Raw genomic sequence first — 19,703 nt, forward strand, 5'->3', positions numbered from 1 at the left:
CCGCTGCGGCCGCGCCAGCCGCCGCAAGGCCGCCGACTGCGGCAGGGCAGGCGGAAGAACCGACCCTGCTTTGGCGAAACCGTCACCTCGAAGGCCGCGTTCGCCATCTGGAGGCGGCCCTGCATGAGCAGGCGACAGCGACACAAGGCGCAGCTCTTGCGGCAGCTTCAATCGCAGCCGCGGCGGTAGCGCCTGTGGCGGCCGCAGCGTCGGACACGGACTCGACCGAAATCGACAAGCTGAAGTGGCAGGGCGATTTCCTGAAGCAGCGCGTGGCCGCCCTTGAGGCGGAACTGGCCAGCCAGCCAGCCGCAGCTGTGATCGCCGAAGCGAAGCCTGAAAATGATGTGAATGAGGAACTGGCGCGCCTTCGCTGGCGCAACCGGTTCCTGGAGGGGCGGGTCGCCTATTTTGAAGGCGATTCCGCGTCCGAAGCAGAGCGTGTCGAAAATGAGGCCAGCGTTGAGCCGGAGGATGAAAGCGACGCGCTAATCTCGGCCACGGATTCGATCCTGCACGAGCTGGAAGAAGCCGATGCAGCCGCTGATGCAGAAGAGCGCGATGCCGCCGCCGAAGAGGACACGTACGAAGACGACGAGGACGATGCGGAACTGGACTCTGACGAAGACGACGAGCCCGATGACGACGAGGTCGAGAACGACGACGAGGAGTCTGACAGTGACGAATTGGAATCTGACGACGACGTCGAGGAGGATGACGAGTCCGATGAGGAAGACGACTCCGACGCTGACGACGATGAAGACGAGCTGGACGACGAGGACGACGCCGAAGAAGACGATGAAGACGATGAAGACGCCGAGTATGATGACGAATCTGACGATGACGAGCTGAGCGATGATGACGCGCTCGAGGACGACGTCGACGAGGAGGATGTCGAAGCCGAGGATTCCGACGACGAGGATTCCGAAGAGGATGAAGCGGAAGACGACGAGTCCGAGGCCGATGATGACGACCTGGCTGACGAAGGTCTGGTCGAGGCGGAACGGCCGATTGCGCTGGAAAAGCCCGTCGCGGGCGCACCGGACGATCTCACGATCATTGGCGGCATCGGCCCCAAGATACAGGAAGTGCTGAATGAACTCGGCATCTTCCACTATGACCAGATCGCTGCCTGGACGCCGGAAAACATCGCCTGGATCGACAACCGGCTGAACTTTTCCGGCCGGATCGCGCGGGAAGGATGGGTTGAACAGGCCGCCATCCTTTCAGGTGACGTTGCCGAGGAATAGGCTGGCCTTCCTGTCCGTTCATGACGGGTTCAGTCGCTGAGGATCAGGTTGTCCTCAATAAGATTGCCTGCCAGATTGCTTTTCCACGCCCGGTCGTTAACCTTGGCGGCAGATCGAAACGGAGACTGAGATGACTGAACTGATCGAATTCGACAGCAAGATTCTCGAAAATGCCCCGCGGATAAACCTGTCCCGGCGGGGCATTATCAGCGGACTGGCAGCAGGAACGGTATTCCCGCTCATTTCCGGCTGCACGACAAATGCTGCGACGGGGCGGAGCCAGTTCCTCCTGTTCGGTGACGAACAGATTGCCGGAATGGCGGCTTCGGCCTGGACCGACATGAAAACCCAGACGCCGCAAACCTCGAACACGGCCCTCAAGAACAGGGTCCTCAACGTCTGGAACCGGACCGCCAAGGGCGCCGGGCGGTCGAACGAACAGTGGGACGTGGCCGTATTCGACACCGATGACGTCAATGCCTTCGTCATGCCGGGCAACCGGGTCGGCGTGTATCGCGGCCTCACGGAACTGACCGAGAATGACGACCAGCTGTCGTCTGTCCTGGGCCATGAAACGGGGCACGTCGCCGGGAAGCACGCTGCCGAACGCCTGTCCATAACAACCGCTGCGCAGGTTGGCATGATGGCGGGCCAGATCGCGGTCGGCCAATCGGAAACGCTGAACAAGTATGGCGCAGCAATCGGTGCGCTGGGTGGCGCGGCGGTGCAGTATGGCGTGATCCTGCCCTACAGCCGGGCCAACGAACTGGAAGCCGACAGGCTGGGCGTCGATTACATGCACAATGCCGGCTATGACGTGAAACAGTCGGTTCGCCTGTGGGAACTGATGGATGCCAATTCGACGGGAGCCCGCCCCATCGAATTCATGTCGACCCACCCAGACCCGGCGCGGCGCGCCCAGGAGCTGCGCAACTATATCAATGCGCGCGGCTATGCGGTGATGTAGCCGCCAGCAAAAGCGATCCTGAAAGCCCGGATGACTTGCGTCGTCCGGGCTTTTCACATTCGCCCAGCTTGACCCGCACAGGTGATTGCGCCATACGCGCGCTTCTGTGGGAGGCCAGCCAGCCGGACCGCGGACCCTCGATACCCAATCGGGACGGATCGAAAGACCACCGTCCCCTCGTAACAATTGTGAGGACACAATGGCTAAGAAACTGCTGGGGCAGATCAAGCTCCAGATTCCCGCAGGCAAGGCAAACCCTTCCCCGCCCGTCGGCCCGGCGCTCGGTCAGCGCGGCATCAACATCATGGAATTCTGCAAGGCGTTCAACGCCAAGACACAGAACCTGGAAGAGGGCCTCCCGATTCCGGTCGTCATCCAGTATTATCAGGACAAGTCGTTCACGTTTGTCACGAAGACGCCACCTGCGACGGTTCTGCTGAAGAAGGCCGCTGGCCTGAAGCTCGGCAAGAAGCCTGCATCGGGCTCCAAGAAGCCTGGCTATGACACGGTTGGCAAAGTCTCCATGAAGCAGATCCGCGAAATCGCGGAAATGAAGATGGAAGACCTCAACGCAAACGACATCGAAGCAGCGTCCAAGATCATCGCAGGCTCTGCCCGCGCGATGGGTCTGACGGTGGTGGAGTAAGAATCATGGCGAAACCAGGAAAACGTGCCCGCGCGATCGCTGAAACGGTTGACCGCGAAAAGGCCTACACTGTCAGCGAGGCTGTCTCGCTCGTGAAAAGCAATGCGACCTCGAAATTCGACGAAACCATCGACATTGCCGTGAATCTCGGTGTTGACCCGAAATATGCCGACCAGATGGTCCGCGGCATGGTCAACCTGCCTTCGGGCACCGGCAAGGACGTCCGTGTCGCCGTCTTCGCAAAGGACGCCAAGGCTGACGAAGCCCGGGCGGCCGGCGCTGATTTCGTCGGCGCAGAAGACCTGATGGAGAAAATCCAGGGCGGCTTCATGGACTTCGATCGCGTTATCGCGTCGCCGGACATGATGGCTGTCGTCGGCCGTCTCGGTAAGGTACTCGGCCCGCGCGGCCTGATGCCGAACCCGAAGGTCGGTACGGTCACGCCTAACGTGGCGCAGGCCGTCAAGGATGCGAAAAGCGGTTCGGTTGAATTCCGTGTCGAAAAGGCCGGCATCATCCACGCCGGTATCGGCAAGGCCAGCTTCAGCCAGGCGGACATCGAGAAAAACGTGAAAGCGTTCCTTGAGGCGCTCGTCAAAGCGCGTCCGTCCGGCGCAAAAGGCACGTTCGTGCGCAAGATTTCCCTGTCGTCGACAATGGGCGCAGGCGTCATCATCGATACAGCCGAAGCGAAATAGTCCCGCTTCTGCGGTGATTTAACCAGAAACGAGTGAGCCCGGCCCGGAAACGGGGCGGGCTTTTTCTGTCCGCCCGACATTTTCTGACTCAAAGGGGTTGCGGCCCTTTGGATAAAGCGTTAACAGACCTCTCTTGACGGGAGATCACCGATGTGTATCGGCGGCCTCCCGTTTTCCTGTCCTAGACCATAGGTCAAACCTTAGGGTGAGATAAAGGCATTCTGGCCACCTATGCAGACGGGGTGAGGCGTTGAAACGGTTCGGAAAAACAGGATTTCCTGTTTTGCTTTACCGGGCAGGCCAATCCCTGGGCAGGCGCTGGAAGTTCTCACGAACGGAAGGCGATTACCAGGGCGGCCGGATGGTCCGGGCGCCTCTACTGGAGACCCGCTATGGATAAAGCTGGAAAAACAGTGGCCCTCGAGACCCTGAAAGGGGTTTTCGCAGAGTCCGGTGCTGTCATCGTGACGCACTATTCCGGAATGACCGTTGCGGAAATGACAAAGCTGCGCGGCGCCCTTCGCAAGGACGGCGGACAGCTTAAGGTGGTCAAGAACCGTCTGGCGAAAATTGCGCTCGACGGCAAAGGCGGCGACGATGCCCAAGCCCTGTTCCAGGGTCCTGTGGCAATCGCTTATTCACCTGATCCGGTGTCGGCTGCGAAAGCGGCTGATGAATTCGCGAAAGACAATGCGAAATTCATCATCATCGGTGGCGTGATGGGCGACGTGGTTCTGGATGCCAGTGGCGTTCAGGCCCTTGCGAAGCTTCCGTCTCTCGACCAGCTCCGTGGCAAACTTATTGGCCTCCTGCAGGCACCGGCAACGAAAGTTGCAGGCGTCATCCAGGCACCAGCCAGCCAGCTTGCCCGTGTGGTGTCGGCATATGCGTCGAAAGACGCCGCCTAGGGCACCCGTTTTCGCAACTAATTGAAACTGACAACCGAACCAAACAGGAAATCATACAATGGCAAATCTCGAAAAGATTGTCGAAGACCTTTCGGCCCTTACCGTCCTTGAGGCTGCAGAGCTTGCAAAACTGCTCGAAGAAAAGTGGGGCGTTTCCGCCGCTGCACCAGTGGCCGTCGCCGCTGCTGCCGGTGGTGCCGCACCAGCTGCCGCTGCTGAAGAACAGACAGAATTCGATGTCGTTCTGACCGCAGCTGGCGACAAGAAGATCAACGTCATCAAAGTCGTTCGTGACGTCGTGCCTGCACTTGGCCTGAAAGAAGCAAAAGACCTCGTCGAGGCTGCTCCTAAGGCAATCAAGGAAGGCGTTTCGAAGGCTGAAGCCGAAGAGATCAAGAAGAAGTTCGAAGAAGTCGGCGCAACGATCGAAATCAAGTAAGCGTCTGCTTGTTCAAATCCGGATGGTGTTCGCGCGAGGCTCCATCCTATCCACGAAATGCGCGGCGGTCTCTTTTTGAGGCCGCCGCGAACTCGCGTTCTGGTGATAAGGTCTGTGGCCATGTGGCCCGGACAGACAAAATTGGGAACCTGGGATGGCACTCTCCTTCACGGAAAAGAAACGTATCCGCAAGTCCTTCGGGCGCATTCCCGAAGCCATCGAAATGCCGAACCTGATTGAGGTTCAACGTGATTCTTACGAGAGCTTCCTTCAGATGCACACGCCGCGCGAGAAGCGCACGGACGATGGGCTCGGAGGCGTTTTCAAGTCGGTGTTCCCGATTACTGATTTTTCCGAGCGTGCGACGCTTGAATACGTGAACTACGAATTCGAGACGCCGAAGTTCGACGTTGAAGAGTGCATGCAGCGCGACCTGACCTACCAGGCGCCGCTCAAGGTGCGCCTCCAGCTCGTCGTGTTCGACATTGACGAAGACACCGGCGCGCGCTCCGTCAAGGAAGTCAAAGAGCAGGAATGCTATCTCGGCGATATTCCGCTGATGACCGACAAGGGTACTTTCGTCGTGAACGGCACCGAGCGTGTGATCGTGTCCCAGATGCACCGCTCGCCGGGCGTGTTCTTCGATCACGACAAGGGCAAGACCCACACCTCGGGCAAGCTGCTGTTTGCCGCCCGTATCATTCCTTACCGCGGCTCGTGGCTCGATTTCGAGTTCGACGCGAAAGACATCCTGAACATCCGTATCGACCGCAAGCGCAAGCTGCCGGCGACCACGATGCTCTACGCGCTCGGCTATGACACCGAGCAGATCCTCGACCTTTTCTACACGCACTCCATCTATCGCATGGAGAAAAATGGCTGGATCACCGGTTTCCGTTCGGAAGCCTGGAAGGGCCTCAAGCCGGAATTCGACCTGATCGACGCCAAGTCGAAGAAGGCCGTTGCCGAGGCGGGCAAGAAGATCACCGCGCTGAAAGCAAAGCGCATCGCTGAAGCCGGCACGGACGAGATCCTCGTGCCGTCCGAAGCGCTGGTCGGCAAGTTCCTGGCGCGCGATGTCGTGAACATGGAAACTGGCGAGATCTTCGGTGAAGCCGGCGACATGCTGGAAGAGGAAATCATCGCCGAGATGCGCGACTATGGCATCAAGACGATCGAAGTACTCGACATTGATGCGTCCGGCCGCGGCCCATGGCTGCGCAACACGCTGAAGGCCGACAAGAACGAAACCCGTTTCGAGGCCCTCTCGGACATCTACCGCGTCATGCGCCCGGGCGAGCCGCCAACGCAGGAAGCCGCTGATGCCCTGTTCGGCCAGCTCTTCTTCGATCCTGAGCGTTATGATCTCTCGGCCGTTGGCCGGGTGAAGATGAACATGCGCCTCAGCGTGGCTGTCAAAGGCTATGAATCCGCTGCCGACGACATGCGCGTGCTGCGCAATGACGACATCATCGGCGTCATGAAGGTCATCCTCGACCTGAAGGACGGCAAGGGCGACGTCGACGACATCGACAACCTTGGCAACCGCCGCGTCCGTTCCGTCGGCGAGCTGATGGAGAACAATTACCGCATCGGTCTCGTGCGCATGGAGCGCGCGATCAAGGAACGCATGGGCTCGGTCGATATCGACACGGTCATGCCGCACGACCTGATCAATGCGAAGCCGGTTGTGGCTTCGGTGCGTGAATTCTTCGGCTCCTCGCAGCTGTCGCAGTTCATGGACCAGACCAACCCGCTGTCGGAAATCACCCACAAGCGCCGCCTTTCGGCCCTTGGTCCGGGCGGCCTGACACGCGAGCGCGCCGGCTTTGAAGTGCGCGACGTGCACCCGACCCATTATGGCCGGATCTGCCCGATCGAAACACCGGAAGGCCCGAACATCGGCCTGATCAACTCGCTCGCCACGCATGCGCGTATCAACAAGTACGGCTTCATCGAGAGCCCGTACCGCAAGGTTGTGAACGGCAAGCAGACCGCCGAGGTCGTCTATCTGTCGGCCATGGAAGAGTCGATCTATTCGATCGCCCAGGCCAATGCATCGGTGAACGACAAGGGCGAGCTGCAGAACGAATTCGTCAACGCACGTGTCGCTGGCGAAGCGACCATGGTTTCGAAAGACGATATCCAGTTCATGGACGTTTCCCCGAAACAGGTTGTGTCGGTTGCTGCCTCGCTCATTCCTTTCCTCGAAAACGACGACGCCAACCGCGCCCTCATGGGCTCGAACATGCAACGTCAGGCCGTGCCTCTGGTTCAGTCCGAAGCACCATTCGTCGGCACCGGCATGGAAGCCATTGTTGCGCGTGACAGCCGCGCCGCGATCATCGCCCGCCGGGCCGGTGTCGTGGAACAGGTCGATGCGCTCCGCATCGTGGTGCGCGCAACGGAAGACCTGGAAGGCTCGAAGTCGGGCGTGGACATCTATCGTCTCGCCAAGTTCCGCCGGTCGAACCAGAACAGCTGCATCAACCAGCGCCCGATCGTCAAAGTGGGAGATACTGTCTCGAAGAATGACATCATCGCGGACGGTCCGTCGACCGACCTGGGTGAATTGGCGCTCGGCCGGAACGTGCTCGTCGCGTTCATGCCGTGGAATGGCTACAACTTCGAGGACTCGATCCTGATTTCCGAACGTATCGTGAAGGATGACGTGTTCACGTCGATCCACATCGAAGAGTTCGAAATCGCGGCACGTGACACGAAGCTCGGTCCTGAAGAGATCACGCGTGACATTCCGAACGTCGGCGAGGAAGCCCTGCGCAACCTCGACGAAGCCGGTATCGTGGCGGTCGGTGCTGAAGTGAAGGCTGGCGACATCCTCGTCGGCAAGGTCACCCCGAAGGGCGAGAGCCCGATGACGCCGGAAGAGAAACTCCTCCGCGCCATCTTCGGTGAAAAGGCGTCTGACGTTCGCGACACCTCGCTGCGTGTGCCGCCAGGCGACGCCGGTACGGTTGTGGATGTCCGCATCTTCAACCGCCACGGCATCGACAAGGACCAGCGCGCCCTTCAGATCGAACGGGAGCAGATCGAACAGCTGCAGGAAGACAAGGAAGACGAACAGTCGATCCTCGAGCGCAACACCTATGCGCGTCTTGCTGAGCTGCTGACCGGCAAGGAAGCCGTCGCGGGGCCGAAAGGCTTCAAGGCGGGCCGCATTGCTGCTGCAGCGCTTGAAGAACTGAGCGAGAGCCAGTGGTGGGATATCGCGCTGAAGTCCGAGAAGGCGCAAGCTGAACTCGACGCCCTGCGTGCCCAGTTTGACGGTTCCATCCACGAACTTGAAGCCCGCTTCAATGACAAGGTCGACAAGGTCCAGCGCGGCGACGACCTGCCTCCGGGCGTGATGAAAGTCGTCAAGGTCTTCCTCGCGGTTAAGCGCAAGCTTCAGCCGGGCGACAAGATGGCTGGCCGTCACGGCAACAAGGGTGTGATTTCGAAAATCAACCCGAGCGAAGACATGCCGTTCCTTGAAGACGGCACGCCGGTCGATATCGTTCTGAACCCGCTGGGCGTGCCGTCGCGCATGAACGTCGGTCAGATCCTCGAAACGCACACCGGCTGGGCCTGCCGCGGTCTCGGCCGCATCATCGACCAGGCGCTGGAGGAGTTCCACCAGAAGCACGACATGAAAGCGCTGAGAAAGGCGCTGACAACGGCCTATGGCAAGGAACAGGAACTGCCGGAAACCGATGACGAGATCATCGAACTGGCCGGCAACCTGCGCAATGGCGTGCCGATCGCGACGCCCGTCTTTGACGGTGCGCGGGAGAGCGACATCAACGATCTGCTTGAACGTGCCGGTCTCGACACATCCGGCCAGGTCAAGATGTTTGACGGTCGCACCGGTGTTCAGTTCTCGCGGCCCGTTACTGTGGGCTACAAGTACCTGCTCAAGCTTCACCACCTTGTGGACGAGAAAATCCACGCGCGTTCGACCGGACCTTACTCGCTCGTTACCCAGCAGCCGCTGGGCGGCAAGGCGCAGTTCGGCGGCCAGCGCTTCGGTGAGATGGAAGTGTGGGCACTGGAAGCCTATGGCGCCGCGTACACGCTGCAGGAAATGCTGACCGTCAAGTCGGATGACACGGCGGGACGTGCGAAGATTTACGAATCCATCGTGCGCGGCGATGACTCGTTCGAAGCCGGTATTCCTGAGAGCTTCAACGTGCTGATCAAGGAAATGCGCTCGCTCGGCCTCAACGTGGAGCTGATCGAAGAAGACAATGGCGAGATCGAGGACGAAGAGTCCACAATCCCGGCCGAGTAGATAATACGCGAAATACGGGGCGCCCCGCGAAACGAGAATCGTTTTGCCGGGGCGTCACGGTCGACACGAAATTTCATGAGGGCAGGGGCCCCATTGCCCCGATAACACCGCCCACCCAAGGAGCAGACACCCATGCGCCAGGACGTCGCCAGCATTTTCAACCCGAATACTCCCGCCCCGACTTTCGAGGCGATCCGCATTTCGATTGCGAGCCCGGAAAAGATCCGCTCGTGGTCATCCGGCGAGATCAAGAAACCCGAGACCATCAACTACCGGACATTCAAGCCGGAGCGCGATGGCCTCTTCTGTGCACGCATCTTCGGCCCCGTGAAGGACTATGAGTGCCTTTGCGGCAAGTACAAGCGCATTAAGTATCGCGGCATCGTCTGTGAGAAGTGCGGTGTCGAAGTGACCCTGGCGCGCGTCCGGCGCGAGCGCATGGGCCATATCGATCTTGCGGCTCCTGTTGCGCACATCTGGTTCCTGAAGTCGCTTCCGTCCCGGATTTCGACGCTTGTCGACATGGCGCTGAAAGATGTGGAGCGTGTGCTCTATTTCGAAAGCTATGTGGTCATCGAGCCGGGCTTGACGGAACTCGAGCCCAAGCAGCTCCTGACCGAAGAAGAATACATGGACGCTCAGGACCGTCTGGGTGAAGACGCGTTCACGGCCATGATCGGCGCAGAAGCCATCCGTGAAATCCTGCGCAATCTCGATCTGCCGACGCTGGCGGATACGCTGCGCGACGACCTGCGCGATTCCACGTCTGAGCTGAAAACCAAGAAGGCCTCCAAGCGTCTCAAGGTTGTTGAATCCTTCCTCCAGTCGCGCGCCAAGCCTGAATGGATGATCCTGACAGTCGTGCCGGTTATCCCGCCGGACCTGCGCCCGCTCGTGCCGCTCGATGGCGGCCGGTTCGCGACCTCGGATCTCAACGATCTCTATCGCCGCGTCATCAACCGGAACAATCGCCTGAAGCGCCTGATGGAACTTCGTGCCCCTGACATCATCATCCGCAACGAAAAGCGGATGCTGCAGGAATCCGTGGACGCACTGTTCGACAACGGCCGTCGCGGCCGCACGATCACGGGCACCAACAAGCGTCCGCTGAAATCGATCTCGGACATGCTGAAAGGCAAGCAGGGCCGCTTCCGCCAGAACCTTCTCGGCAAGCGGGTCGACTATTCCGGCCGTTCGGTGATCGTGGTGGGACCGAACCTGAAACTGCACGAGTGCGGTCTTCCCAAGAAGATGGCCCTCGAACTGTTCAAGCCGTTCATCTATGCGCGTCTCGACGCGAAAGGCCTGGCCGGAACGGTCAAGGCTGCCAAGAAGCTGGTTGAGAAAGAAAAGCCGGAAGTGTGGGACATCCTCGACGAGGTGATCCGCGAGCACCCGATCCTGCTCAACCGCGCGCCGACGCTGCACCGCCTCGGTATCCAGGCCTTCGAACCAAAACTGATTGAAGGCAAGGCGATCCAGCTTCACCCGCTGGTTTGCGCCGCGTTCAACGCTGACTTCGATGGCGACCAGATGGCTGTCCACGTGCCGCTGAGCCTTGAGGCCCAGTTGGAATGCCGCGTACTGATGATGTCGACCAACAACATCCTGTCGCCTGCCAACGGCAAGCCAATCATCGTGCCGTCTCAGGATATCATCCTGGGCCTCTACTACCTGTCGCTTGATCGGACTGAAGAAGTCGGCAACGGCATGATCTTCTGTGACCTCGCTGAAATCGAGCAGGCGCTCGATAATGGCTTTGTCTCGCTGCACTCGAAAGTGAAAGCGATGTACGAAGGCGTTGATGACGAGGGTAACCCATGGCGCCGGGTCATCGAAACGACGCCTGGCCGCTACATGGTTGCGAACATCCTGCCGCGCATGAAGGGCATCCAGCCCGACATGGTCAATACGACCCTGACCAAGAAGGCGATCGGCAAGATCATCGACGAGGTTTATCGTCTGTGCGGCCAGAAGGCGACGGTCATCTTCTGCGACAAGATGATGGAACTCGGCTTCAAGGAAGCGGCCAAGGCCGGTATCTCGTTCGGCAAGGATGACATGGTTATCCCGGCGGCGAAGAAGCGGCTTGTCGAGGCTACGAAGGAGCAGGTGTCCGAATACGAACGCCAGTATGCTGACGGCCTCATCACACGCGGTGAGAAGTACAACAAGGTCGTCGATGCCTGGTCAACCTGCACCGACAAGGTTGCGGACGCCATGATGGATTCGGCAGCTGAAGCCCAGGTTGCCAAGGGCGACCGGAAGGCCCAGGTCAACTCGATCTACATGATGGCAGATTCCGGTGCGCGCGGTTCGAAGAACCAGATGAAACAGCTGGCCGGTATGCGCGGCCTGATGGCCAAGCCGTCGGGCGAGATCATCGAAACGCCGATCATCTCGAACTTCAAGGAAGGCCTGACCGTTCTTGAATACTTCAACTCGACTCACGGCGCACGTAAGGGCCTTGCTGATACCGCTCTGAAAACCGCCAACTCCGGTTACCTGACCCGCCGTCTCGTCGACGTCGCGCAGGACTGCATCATCAACGAAGATGATTGCGGTACGGAAAAAGGTATCGACATCAGTGCCGTCATGGAAGGCGCCGATGTGGTCGTGTCGATTGCCGAGCGTCTGCTCGGACGTGTCACGGCTGAAGACGTCAAGGGTACCGATGGTGCGCTCGTCGCTCCAGCCAATACCTATATCGACGAAGACCTTGCCGAGCTGATCGAACAGTCGGGTGTTGACGTGGTCAAGGCGCGTTCTGCCCTGACATGCGAAGCGCGCAACGGCATCTGTGTCCAGTGCTACGGCCGGGATCTGGCGCGTGGCACCGTGGTCAATCGCGGCGAAGCGGTTGGCGTCATCGCGGCACAATCGATTGGTGAACCGGGTACCCAGCTGACCATGCGTACGTTCCACATTGGTGGTGCAGCGCAGGTGGCTGACCAGTCCTCCATCGAAGCAAGCTTCGAAGGCACCGTGCGGTTTACCGACGCGGAGTTCGTGACGCGCAAGGACAAGGACAAGAGCATTGTTGTTGTCGGCCGGCGCATGCAGGTCGAGATCGTCGATGCCGATGGCCGTACACGTCAGTCGTTCCGCCCTGCCTACGGCACACGTCTCATGGTCAAGGACAAGGCAAAGGTCTCGCCGGGTATTTTGATGGCCGATTGGGATCCGTTTGCCCAGCCGATCGTCTCCGAAGTCGCTGGCGAGGCCAAACTGGTCGACGTGATCGACGGCGTCTCGGCTCGTGAAGAGACGGACGAAGCCACGGGCATCTCGTCCCGCGTGGTTGTCGACTGGCGTTCTGCCTCGAAGTCGGCAGACATCAAGCCGTCCGTTCAGGTTGTCGACAAGAATGGCAAGCCTGTGAAACTGCCGAATGGCTCCGACGCAGTCTATCTGCTGTCGGTAGGCGCCATTCTTTCGGTGGCCGATGGCGACAAGATCGAAGCCGGCGACACGCTCGCACGTGTTGCGACCGGTGGCGCAAAAACACGGGATATCACGGGTGGTCTGCCGCGCGTGGCCGAACTGTTCGAAGCGCGCCGTCCGAAGGACCATGCCATCATCGCAGAAGTCGATGGCAAGGTGCTTTACGGCCGTGACTACAAGAACAAGCGTCGCGTCTCGATCGTTCCGATCGAGGAAGGCCGCGACCAGATCGATTACCTCGTTCCCAAGGGCAAGCACCTTGCCGTTCAGGATGGCGACTTCATCAAGCGCGGTGAATACCTGATGGACGGTAACCCGGCGCCGCAGGACATCCTGTCGACGCTTGGCGTGGAAGCCCTGGCGAACTACCTCATCGACGAAGTGCAGAAGGTCTATCGCCTGCAGGGCGTGCCGATCAACGACAAGCACATCGAGGTGATCGTTCGCCAGATGCTCCAGAAGGTTGAAATCGTCGATGGTGGCGATACGCCATTCATCGTGGGAGAGCACATCGATCTCATCGACTTTGAGGACGCGAACGAAACGGTCCGCAAGTCGCGCAAGAAAGACCAGCACGAAGCGACGGCGAACCCGCTGCTTCTGGGTATCACCAAGGCGTCCCTCCAGACACGCAGCTTCATCTCTGCTGCATCGTTCCAGGAAACGACCCGCGTGCTCACCGAAGCGGCCATTCAGGGCAAGATCGATACGCTGGACGGCCTCAAGGAGAACGTCATCGTGGGCCGCCTTATCCCGGCCGGTACGGGCGGTGGTATCCGTCAGTTCCGCCGTGTTGCTGCCGAGCGCGACAACAAGCTCAAGGCAAAGCGTGCCGCTGCCATGGCGAAAGCCCAGGAAGAGGCCGCGAACCTGGCAATGGCCGCACTGCCGGCTCCGGCCGCCGAGCCTGCCGAAGACTAGTCAGGCTGAGGCCAGACTTGAACCAGAACAGAAAGCCTGCCAGCCTTGGCAGGCTTTCTTGTTTTGACGCATGGAGTCTAAGATGGCGCGAAATGACCTGATCGGCGCTGTTTGCGCATTCCTGGCTATCGGCCTGATCGCCTGGTTGTCGATGGAAAGCTGGGCAATTGCCGATTGCCGAAATGTGCTGCGATCGGCTGACTTCGCCCGGACAGCGGAGCTTGAAGCGCCAGTTTCTGCGGAGCTTCTGGAATTTCGAACCCGGCTGGAAACAGGCACAGCCGGCCCGGAGGCAGAGTCCTGCGTTTCCAGGATCGGTTTGCCCTTCTAGCGGCGGCGCGAAAGCCCAAAGATTGCTGCGGCTCAGCGGCAAGCGACCCTTGACGCAAGCGCCTGAGAGGCTTACACGCCACAAATCGTCAGAGAGGTGCCTGGGTTCTGCTCAATCGCCGCACCGGATCAGCAATGAACCGGCCAATCTGGCCCCCAAGTTTTCAGCCGTCCCGGAAGCTGTCTGCAGCATTCGGGGCATCATTTCGTTATCGGCCCATCGGGCCATGAGTTCAGAAGAGACAGAAGGCCCGAATGCCCACAATTCAACAGCTAATCCGCAATCCGCGTTCACCAAAGCCGACGCGTACCAAGACCCCCGCTCTGAAGGCCTGTCCCCAGCGCCGTGGCGTCTGTACGCGCGTTTACACAACAACTCCGAAGAAGCCGAACTCGGCACTTCGTAAAGTGGCAAAAGTGCGCCTCACCTCCGGGTTCGAATCGCTGTGCTACATTCCGGGTGAAGGCCACAACCTGCAGGAGCACTCCGTTGTGCTCATCCGCGGCGGCCGCGTGAAAGACCTTCCGGGTGTTCGCTATCACATCATCCGCGGCGCGCTGGATACCCAGCCCGTCAAGAACCGTAAGCAACGCCGTTCGCATTACGGCGCGAAGAAACCGAAATAAGAGGGCCGCTACATGTCTCGTCGTCACAGTGCAGAAAAGCGCCAGGTCCTCGCGGACCCAAAGTTCAAGGACATCGTTGTCACGAAGTTCATGAACCAGATCATGCGCGATGGTAAAAAGTCGGTTGCAGAGCGCATCGTCTATGGTGCGTTCGATCTCGTCGAAACCCGCGCGAAGAAAAACCCGGTCGAGGTTTTTCACGCCGCGCTCGAAGCCGTCGCCCCATCCGTTGAAGTGCGTTCGCGCCGCGTTGGTGGTGCAACATACCAGGTGCCGGTCGAAGTTCGTACCGAGCGTCGTCAGGCCCTTGCCATCCGCTGGCTTTCAGCTGCGGCTGCCGGCCGGAATGAAAACACGATGCGTGAGCGTCTTGCAGGCGAGTTGATGGATGCGAGCCAGGGACGTGGCAACGCAGTCAAGAAGCGCGAAGACACACACCGCATGGCTGACGCGAACAAGGCGTTCGCGCACTACCGCTGGTAATCACTCTGGAATTTTCAGGCAATTGCGGGTAACGCGCCCGTCAATTGCCGCAATTTCCTCCCGGAACGCAGACACGAAGGTTTACTCACATGGCCCGCGAATACACGCTGGAGCGCTATCGTAACTTTGGCATCATGGCTCACATTGATGCCGGTAAGACCACAACGACCGAGCGTATCCTCTATTATACCGGCAAGTCCCACAAGATTGGCGAAGTCCATGACGGCGCTGCAACCATGGACTGGATGGAGCAGGAACAAGAGCGCGGCATCACGATCACGTCTGCTGCGACGACCACGTTCTGGGAGCGTACCGAAGACGGCTCGACGCCGCTGTCGGACAAGTACCGTTTCAATATCATCGACACGCCCGGCCACGTTGACTTCACGATCGAAGTTGAGCGTTCGCTGGCTGTGCTTGACGGCGCTGTCTGCGTTCTCGACGCAAACGCCGGTGTCGAGCCGCAAACCGAAACCGTTTGGCGCCAGGCTGACCGCTACAAGGTTCCGCGCATCGTCTTCGTCAACAAAATGGACAAGATCGGCGCCGATTTCTACAATTGCGTCCGCATGATCAAGGACCGCACGGGTGCCACGCCTGCGCCGATCCAGTTCCCGATCGGTTCGGAAACGGATCTGGCCGGCCACGTTGACCTTGTCACGATGCAGGAATGGGTTTGGGAAGGCGACGATCTCGGCGCTTCCTGGGTCCTCAAGCCGATCCGCGACAGCCTGAAAGAGCAGGCCGAAAAGATGCGCGCCGAGCTTGTCGAGCTTGCGGTCGAGCAAGACGACGATGCCATGGAGGCCTTCCTTGAAGGTAACGAGCCTGACGTCCCGACCCTGCGAAAGCTGATCCGCAAGGGGACTCTTTCGATGTCTTTCGTGCCTGTTCTTTGCGGCTCCGCCTTCAAGAACAAGGGCGTGCAGCCGATGCTGAACGCCGTTATCGATTACTTGCCGGGCCCTCTCGACGTGCCAGCCTATGTGGGCTTTACGCCGGGCGATGAGGACGAAGTCCGCAACATCGAGCGCCGCGCCGATGACAGCCAGCCTTTCTCGGGCCTCGCGTTCAAGATCATGAATGACCCCTACATGGGCACGCTGACGTTCACGCGCATCTATTCCGGCACGCTGTCGAAGGGCGACTCGTTCCTGAACTCGACCAAAGGCAAGCGCGAGCGCGTGGGCCGGATGGTCATGATGCACTCGAACAAGCAGGATGAGATCACCGAAGCCTTCGCAGGCGATATCGTTGCGCTCGCTGGCCTGAAGGAAACGACCACCGGTGATACGGTCTGCGATCCGAACAAGCCAGTCGTTCTTGAAACGATGAGCTTCCCTGATCCGGTGATCGAGATTGCGGTCGAGCCGAAGTCGAAGGCTGACCAGGAAAAAATGTCGGTCGGCCTGCAGCGCCTCGCGGCAGAGGATCCATCCTTCCGCGTCGAGACAGATTTCGAATCCGGCCAGACGATCATGAAGGGCATGGGCGAGCTTCACCTCGACATCCTGATTGACCGCCTGAAGCGCGAGTTCAAGGTCGAAGCCAATATCGGTCAGCCGATGGTGGCCTATCGTGAGAAGATCGGCCGTGCCGCCGAGATCGACTACACGCACAAGAAGCAGTCCGGCGGTACCGGCCAGTTCGCGCGCATCAAGCTGCAGTTCGAGCCGCTCGAAGCCGGTTCAGGTTTCCAGTTCGAAAGCGCGATCGTCGGTGGTGCTGTTCCGAAGGAATATATCCCCGGTGTGGAAAAGGGCCTGAACATGGCAAAGGAAAACGGCCTTCTGGCCGGCTATCCTGTGACCGACTTCAAAGCCGTGCTGGTTGACGGTGCTTTCCACGACGTTGACTCCTCGGTCCTCGCTTTCGAAATCGCCGCCCGCGGCGCATTCCGCGAACTGAAGGGCAAGGGTGATCCCCGGCTGATGGAACCGATCATGAAGGTGGAAGTTGTCACCCCGGAAGACTATATGGGCGACGTGATTGGCGATCTTAACTCGCGGCGCGGACAGATCCAGGGTTCGGAACCCCGCGGCAATGCGGTGGCGATCAATGCCTTCGTTCCGCTGGTCAACATGTTCGGCTACGTTTCGAACCTTCGCGGCATGTCGCAAGGGCGCGCCCAGTTCACGATGATCTTCGATCACTATGACGAAGTGCCTCGTGCCGAAGCGCAGAAAATCATCCAGGAAGTCGCAGGTTCCTGATCCATCCCGACCGGAGAACCGGTCTATTGAAGTTAGAATGAAGGAGAGGCCCGATGGGCAAGGCAAAGTTTGAACGCAACAAGCCGCACGTGAACATCGGCACGATTGGACACGTTGACCACGGCAAGACGACGCTGACGGCGGCGATTTCGATGGTTCTTGCGGAAGCAAGCGGCGGCGAAGCGAAGTCCTATGCGGACATCGACTCTGCGCCGGAAGAAAAGGCGCGCGGCATTACGATCAACACGGCGCACGTCGAGTATGAGACGGCCAACCGCCACTATGCGCACGTCGACTGCCCCGGCCACGCTGACTATGTGAAGAACATGATCACCGGTGCGGCGCAGATGGACGGCGCGATCCTGGTTGTGAACGCCGCTGACGGCCCGATGCCGCAGACGCGCGAGCACATCCTGCTGGCCAAGCAGGTTGGCGTTCCGGCCATGGTTGTCTTCCTGAACAAGGTTGACCAGGTCGATGATGCCGAGCTTCTGGAACTGGTCGAGATGGAAGTGCGTGAACTTCTGTCCTCGTACGACTTCCCGGGCGACGAGATTCCGATCATCGCGGGCTCCGCGCTGGCCGCTGTCGAGGGCCGTAATCCTGAAATCGGCAAGGACAAGGTGCTCGAGCTGATGCAGGCTGTGGATGACTATATCCCGACGCCTGAGCGTCCGCTGGACAAGCCCTTCCTGATGCCGGTCGAAGACGTGTTCTCGATCTCGGGCCGCGGCACGGTTGTGACCGGCCGTATCGAGCAGGGCATCATCAAGGTGGGTGAGGAAATCGAGATTGTCGGCATCCGTCCGACCGTCAAGACGACCTGTACCGGCGTTGAAATGTTCCGCAAGCTGCTCGACCAGGGCCAGGCTGGCGACAATATCGGTGCACTGCTTCGCGGTGTTGACCGTGAAGGCGTCGAGCGCGGCCAGGTTCTCTGCAAGCCGGGTTCGATCACGCCGCACACGACGTTCGAAGCCGAAGCCTACATCCTGACCAAGGAAGAGGGTGGCCGTCACACGCCGTTCTTCACCAATTACCGTCCGCAGTTCTACTTCCGCACGACCGACGTGACGGGTGTTGTGACCCTGCCGGCCGACAAGGAAATGGTCCTTCCGGGCGACAATGTGAAAATGGATGTCGAGCTGATCCAGCCGATCGCCATGGACCAGGGCCTGCGCTTCGCCATCCGTGAAGGCGGCCGCACCGTCGGCGCCGGCGTCGTCTCGTCCATCAAGAAGTAGGCTGGACACAGCAACACAAAGACAAAGGCCGCTTCCGGAAGGAAGCGGCCTTTTCCGTTGGCGCCCAAGGAGGGGCAAAACAGCTCCAGTTTTGGTGTTTGTCTGAACCTTCTGTCTTGCAGCCCGCAAGCATTTGGGGCAAACCACCGCTTCGCCTGTAGGGGTATAGCTCAGTTGGTAGAGTACCGGTCTCCAAAACCGGGTGTCGTAGGTTCGAGTCCTACTGCCCCTGCCAGGCGTTATTTGTCCGGCCCGGACACATAGGTCACAGTATGTACCGGAGAGATGGGTTACACTTTTGCTCCGAACGGGTTGTCGATTGTCTGCAGGGTTCTCTGCTCGAGGTCAACGTATCCGAGGTCATAGTGCATGAAGGAGACGAGCCATATTCCGTCGTCGACCTCCTTTACGCCGACACGCTGACCCGCGAGCACGGTGGAGATATTGATTTTTTTCCGATGCATGCAGATCCGGCCGCAGGCGGTTATCAGGACCTCGCGATCATGGAAGGGATAATCGATGTCTGGCAGGCCGTCATAGATGCGCGATGACGGCGTGTAGATCTCTGCAGGGGTCGCCATGGCGAGGCCTTCATGCGGACGTTCTGTGTTGTATTCCCTGACGAAGTCATCGAACCGCACCTGCTGTTGCAGGTGATTTTCGCAGGCCGGCCGGGTGGTTTCCTGCTTCAGGGTCAGGTGCATGCGCTCATGCCGGCCATTCTGCTGCGGATGGCCGGGCTTGATGCGTTCGATGGCGATGCCGAGTCTGAGCCACCAGACAGAGAGTTTCGAGAGATTGTAGAGCCCGTTGGGACTGGCAAACGGGACGCCATTGTCCGAACGTATGGCATCGGGCAGGCCACGCTCCTGGAACAGGGTGTGGAAGGCGGCAATGACGGGCACTTCCTTTGTACCCTCCAATGCCTCGCAGGCCAGGATGAAGCGCGAAGCATGGTCGGTCACGGTCAACGGGTAACAGTAGGCCTGATTACCGAGACGGAACTCTCCCTTGAAGTCGACACACCAGAGGGCATTGGGAACCGATCCGGATGAAAGGGAGGTTCCCAATGCCCTCTGGCGCCTCTTGCCTGCCCGCTTCACAAGGCCGTAGCGGTCAAGGACAGCATGAATGGTCGAGCGGGCGGGAATGCGCACGTCACCTGCCAGGCGCCGCACCAGGAGCTCCCTGATCTTGCGGGCGCCCCAGTGGGGCTTGTCCTTTTTGGCATCGATGATCGCC

At 59.6% G+C, this 19,703-nt stretch carries 14 protein-coding genes and 1 tRNA gene; 14 read left to right on the forward strand and 1 reads right to left on the reverse strand.

The window, feature by feature from the left end:
• Nucleotides 1–194 precede the first annotated feature (194 nt).
• The 14 genes from VR74_RS21115 (at nucleotide 195) to VR74_RS14380 (ending at nucleotide 18,696) form a co-directional block, all read left to right on the forward strand.
• Nucleotides 195–1,250: a hypothetical protein gene (locus VR74_RS21115; RefSeq protein WP_366462647.1), complete on the forward strand. Its 1,056-nt coding sequence runs from the start codon at nucleotides 195–197 to the stop codon at nucleotides 1,248–1,250.
• 130 nt (nucleotides 1,251–1,380) lie between these two features.
• Nucleotides 1,381–2,217, forward strand: a complete 837-nt coding sequence (locus tag VR74_RS14320) for a M48 family metallopeptidase (RefSeq protein ID WP_045697966.1) — start codon at nucleotides 1,381–1,383, stop codon at nucleotides 2,215–2,217.
• 199 nt (nucleotides 2,218–2,416) lie between these two features.
• Nucleotides 2,417–2,863, forward strand: a complete 447-nt coding sequence (gene rplK / locus VR74_RS14325) for a 50S ribosomal protein L11 (RefSeq protein ID WP_045697968.1) — start codon at nucleotides 2,417–2,419, stop codon at nucleotides 2,861–2,863.
• A 5-nt stretch (nucleotides 2,864–2,868) separates the two neighbouring features.
• A complete protein-coding gene (gene rplA, locus VR74_RS14330; RefSeq protein ID WP_045697970.1) occupies nucleotides 2,869–3,561 on the forward strand; it encodes a 50S ribosomal protein L1 in 693 nt (230 codons plus the stop codon).
• Between the two features lie 392 nt (nucleotides 3,562–3,953).
• Nucleotides 3,954–4,469: a 50S ribosomal protein L10 gene (gene rplJ, locus VR74_RS14335; RefSeq protein WP_045697972.1), complete on the forward strand. Its 516-nt coding sequence runs from the start codon at nucleotides 3,954–3,956 to the stop codon at nucleotides 4,467–4,469.
• Between the two features lie 58 nt (nucleotides 4,470–4,527).
• The gene (rplL, locus tag VR74_RS14340) at nucleotides 4,528–4,908 is read left to right on the forward strand and encodes a 50S ribosomal protein L7/L12 (protein ID WP_045697974.1); all 381 of its coding nucleotides are present in this window, start codon (nucleotides 4,528–4,530) and stop codon (nucleotides 4,906–4,908) included.
• Nucleotides 4,909–5,062: 154 nt separating this feature from the next.
• Nucleotides 5,063–9,199, forward strand: a complete 4,137-nt coding sequence (gene rpoB, locus VR74_RS14345; protein ID WP_045697976.1) for a DNA-directed RNA polymerase subunit beta — start codon at nucleotides 5,063–5,065, stop codon at nucleotides 9,197–9,199.
• 132 nt (nucleotides 9,200–9,331) lie between these two features.
• Nucleotides 9,332–13,564 (forward strand): DNA-directed RNA polymerase subunit beta', encoded by a 4,233-nt coding sequence (gene rpoC / locus VR74_RS14350; protein WP_045697978.1) that lies wholly within the window; start codon nucleotides 9,332–9,334, stop codon nucleotides 13,562–13,564.
• An 82-nt stretch (nucleotides 13,565–13,646) separates the two neighbouring features.
• On the forward strand, nucleotides 13,647–13,895 hold the full coding sequence (locus VR74_RS14355; protein WP_045697980.1) for a hypothetical protein: 249 nt from the start codon (nucleotides 13,647–13,649) through the stop codon (nucleotides 13,893–13,895).
• 254 nt (nucleotides 13,896–14,149) lie between these two features.
• Nucleotides 14,150–14,521 (forward strand): 30S ribosomal protein S12, encoded by a 372-nt coding sequence (gene rpsL / locus VR74_RS14360; RefSeq protein ID WP_034740661.1) that lies wholly within the window; start codon nucleotides 14,150–14,152, stop codon nucleotides 14,519–14,521.
• Between the two features lie 12 nt (nucleotides 14,522–14,533).
• Complete coding sequence (gene rpsG, locus VR74_RS14365; RefSeq protein ID WP_034740664.1) at nucleotides 14,534–15,004, forward strand: 30S ribosomal protein S7; 471 nt, start codon at nucleotides 14,534–14,536, stop codon at nucleotides 15,002–15,004.
• 89 nt (nucleotides 15,005–15,093) lie between these two features.
• Nucleotides 15,094–17,217 (forward strand): elongation factor G, encoded by a 2,124-nt coding sequence (gene fusA, locus VR74_RS14370; RefSeq protein WP_045697986.1) that lies wholly within the window; start codon nucleotides 15,094–15,096, stop codon nucleotides 17,215–17,217.
• Between the two features lie 53 nt (nucleotides 17,218–17,270).
• A complete protein-coding gene (gene tuf, locus VR74_RS14375) occupies nucleotides 17,271–18,461 on the forward strand; it encodes an elongation factor Tu (RefSeq protein ID WP_045693485.1) in 1,191 nt (396 codons plus the stop codon).
• 159 nt (nucleotides 18,462–18,620) lie between these two features.
• A tRNA-Trp gene (locus VR74_RS14380) sits at nucleotides 18,621–18,696 on the forward strand.
• A 55-nt stretch (nucleotides 18,697–18,751) separates the two neighbouring features.
• Here VR74_RS14380 and VR74_RS14385 read toward each other — a convergent pair.
• Nucleotides 18,752–19,703 (reverse strand): IS481 family transposase (locus tag VR74_RS14385; protein ID WP_045693487.1); only part of this gene is annotated, 952 nt, incomplete at its 5' end.

The organism is Hyphomonas sp. BRH_c22 (assembly GCF_000961795.1).
GTDB lineage: Bacteria > Pseudomonadota > Alphaproteobacteria > Caulobacterales > Hyphomonadaceae > Hyphomonas.

What these genes read in the sequence shown, in the direction of transcription:
- VR74_RS14320 (WP_045697966.1), top strand. Translation starts at nt 1,381, where the DNA reads ATGACTGAACTGATCGAATTCGACAGCAAGATTCTCGAAAATGCCCCG.
- rplK (WP_045697968.1), top strand. Translation starts at nt 2,417, where the DNA reads ATGGCTAAGAAACTGCTGGGGCAGATCAAGCTCCAGATTCCCGCAGGC.
- rplA (WP_045697970.1), top strand. Translation starts at nt 2,869, where the DNA reads ATGGCGAAACCAGGAAAACGTGCCCGCGCGATCGCTGAAACGGTTGAC.
- rplJ (WP_045697972.1), top strand. Translation starts at nt 3,954, where the DNA reads ATGGATAAAGCTGGAAAAACAGTGGCCCTCGAGACCCTGAAAGGGGTT.
- rplL (WP_045697974.1), top strand. Translation starts at nt 4,528, where the DNA reads ATGGCAAATCTCGAAAAGATTGTCGAAGACCTTTCGGCCCTTACCGTC.
- rpoB (WP_045697976.1), top strand. Translation starts at nt 5,063, where the DNA reads ATGGCACTCTCCTTCACGGAAAAGAAACGTATCCGCAAGTCCTTCGGG.
- rpoC (WP_045697978.1), top strand. Translation starts at nt 9,332, where the DNA reads ATGCGCCAGGACGTCGCCAGCATTTTCAACCCGAATACTCCCGCCCCG.
- VR74_RS14355 (WP_045697980.1), top strand. Translation starts at nt 13,647, where the DNA reads ATGGCGCGAAATGACCTGATCGGCGCTGTTTGCGCATTCCTGGCTATC.
- rpsL (WP_034740661.1), top strand. Translation starts at nt 14,150, where the DNA reads ATGCCCACAATTCAACAGCTAATCCGCAATCCGCGTTCACCAAAGCCG.
- rpsG (WP_034740664.1), top strand. Translation starts at nt 14,534, where the DNA reads ATGTCTCGTCGTCACAGTGCAGAAAAGCGCCAGGTCCTCGCGGACCCA.
- fusA (WP_045697986.1), top strand. Translation starts at nt 15,094, where the DNA reads ATGGCCCGCGAATACACGCTGGAGCGCTATCGTAACTTTGGCATCATG.
- tuf (WP_045693485.1), top strand. Translation starts at nt 17,271, where the DNA reads ATGGGCAAGGCAAAGTTTGAACGCAACAAGCCGCACGTGAACATCGGC.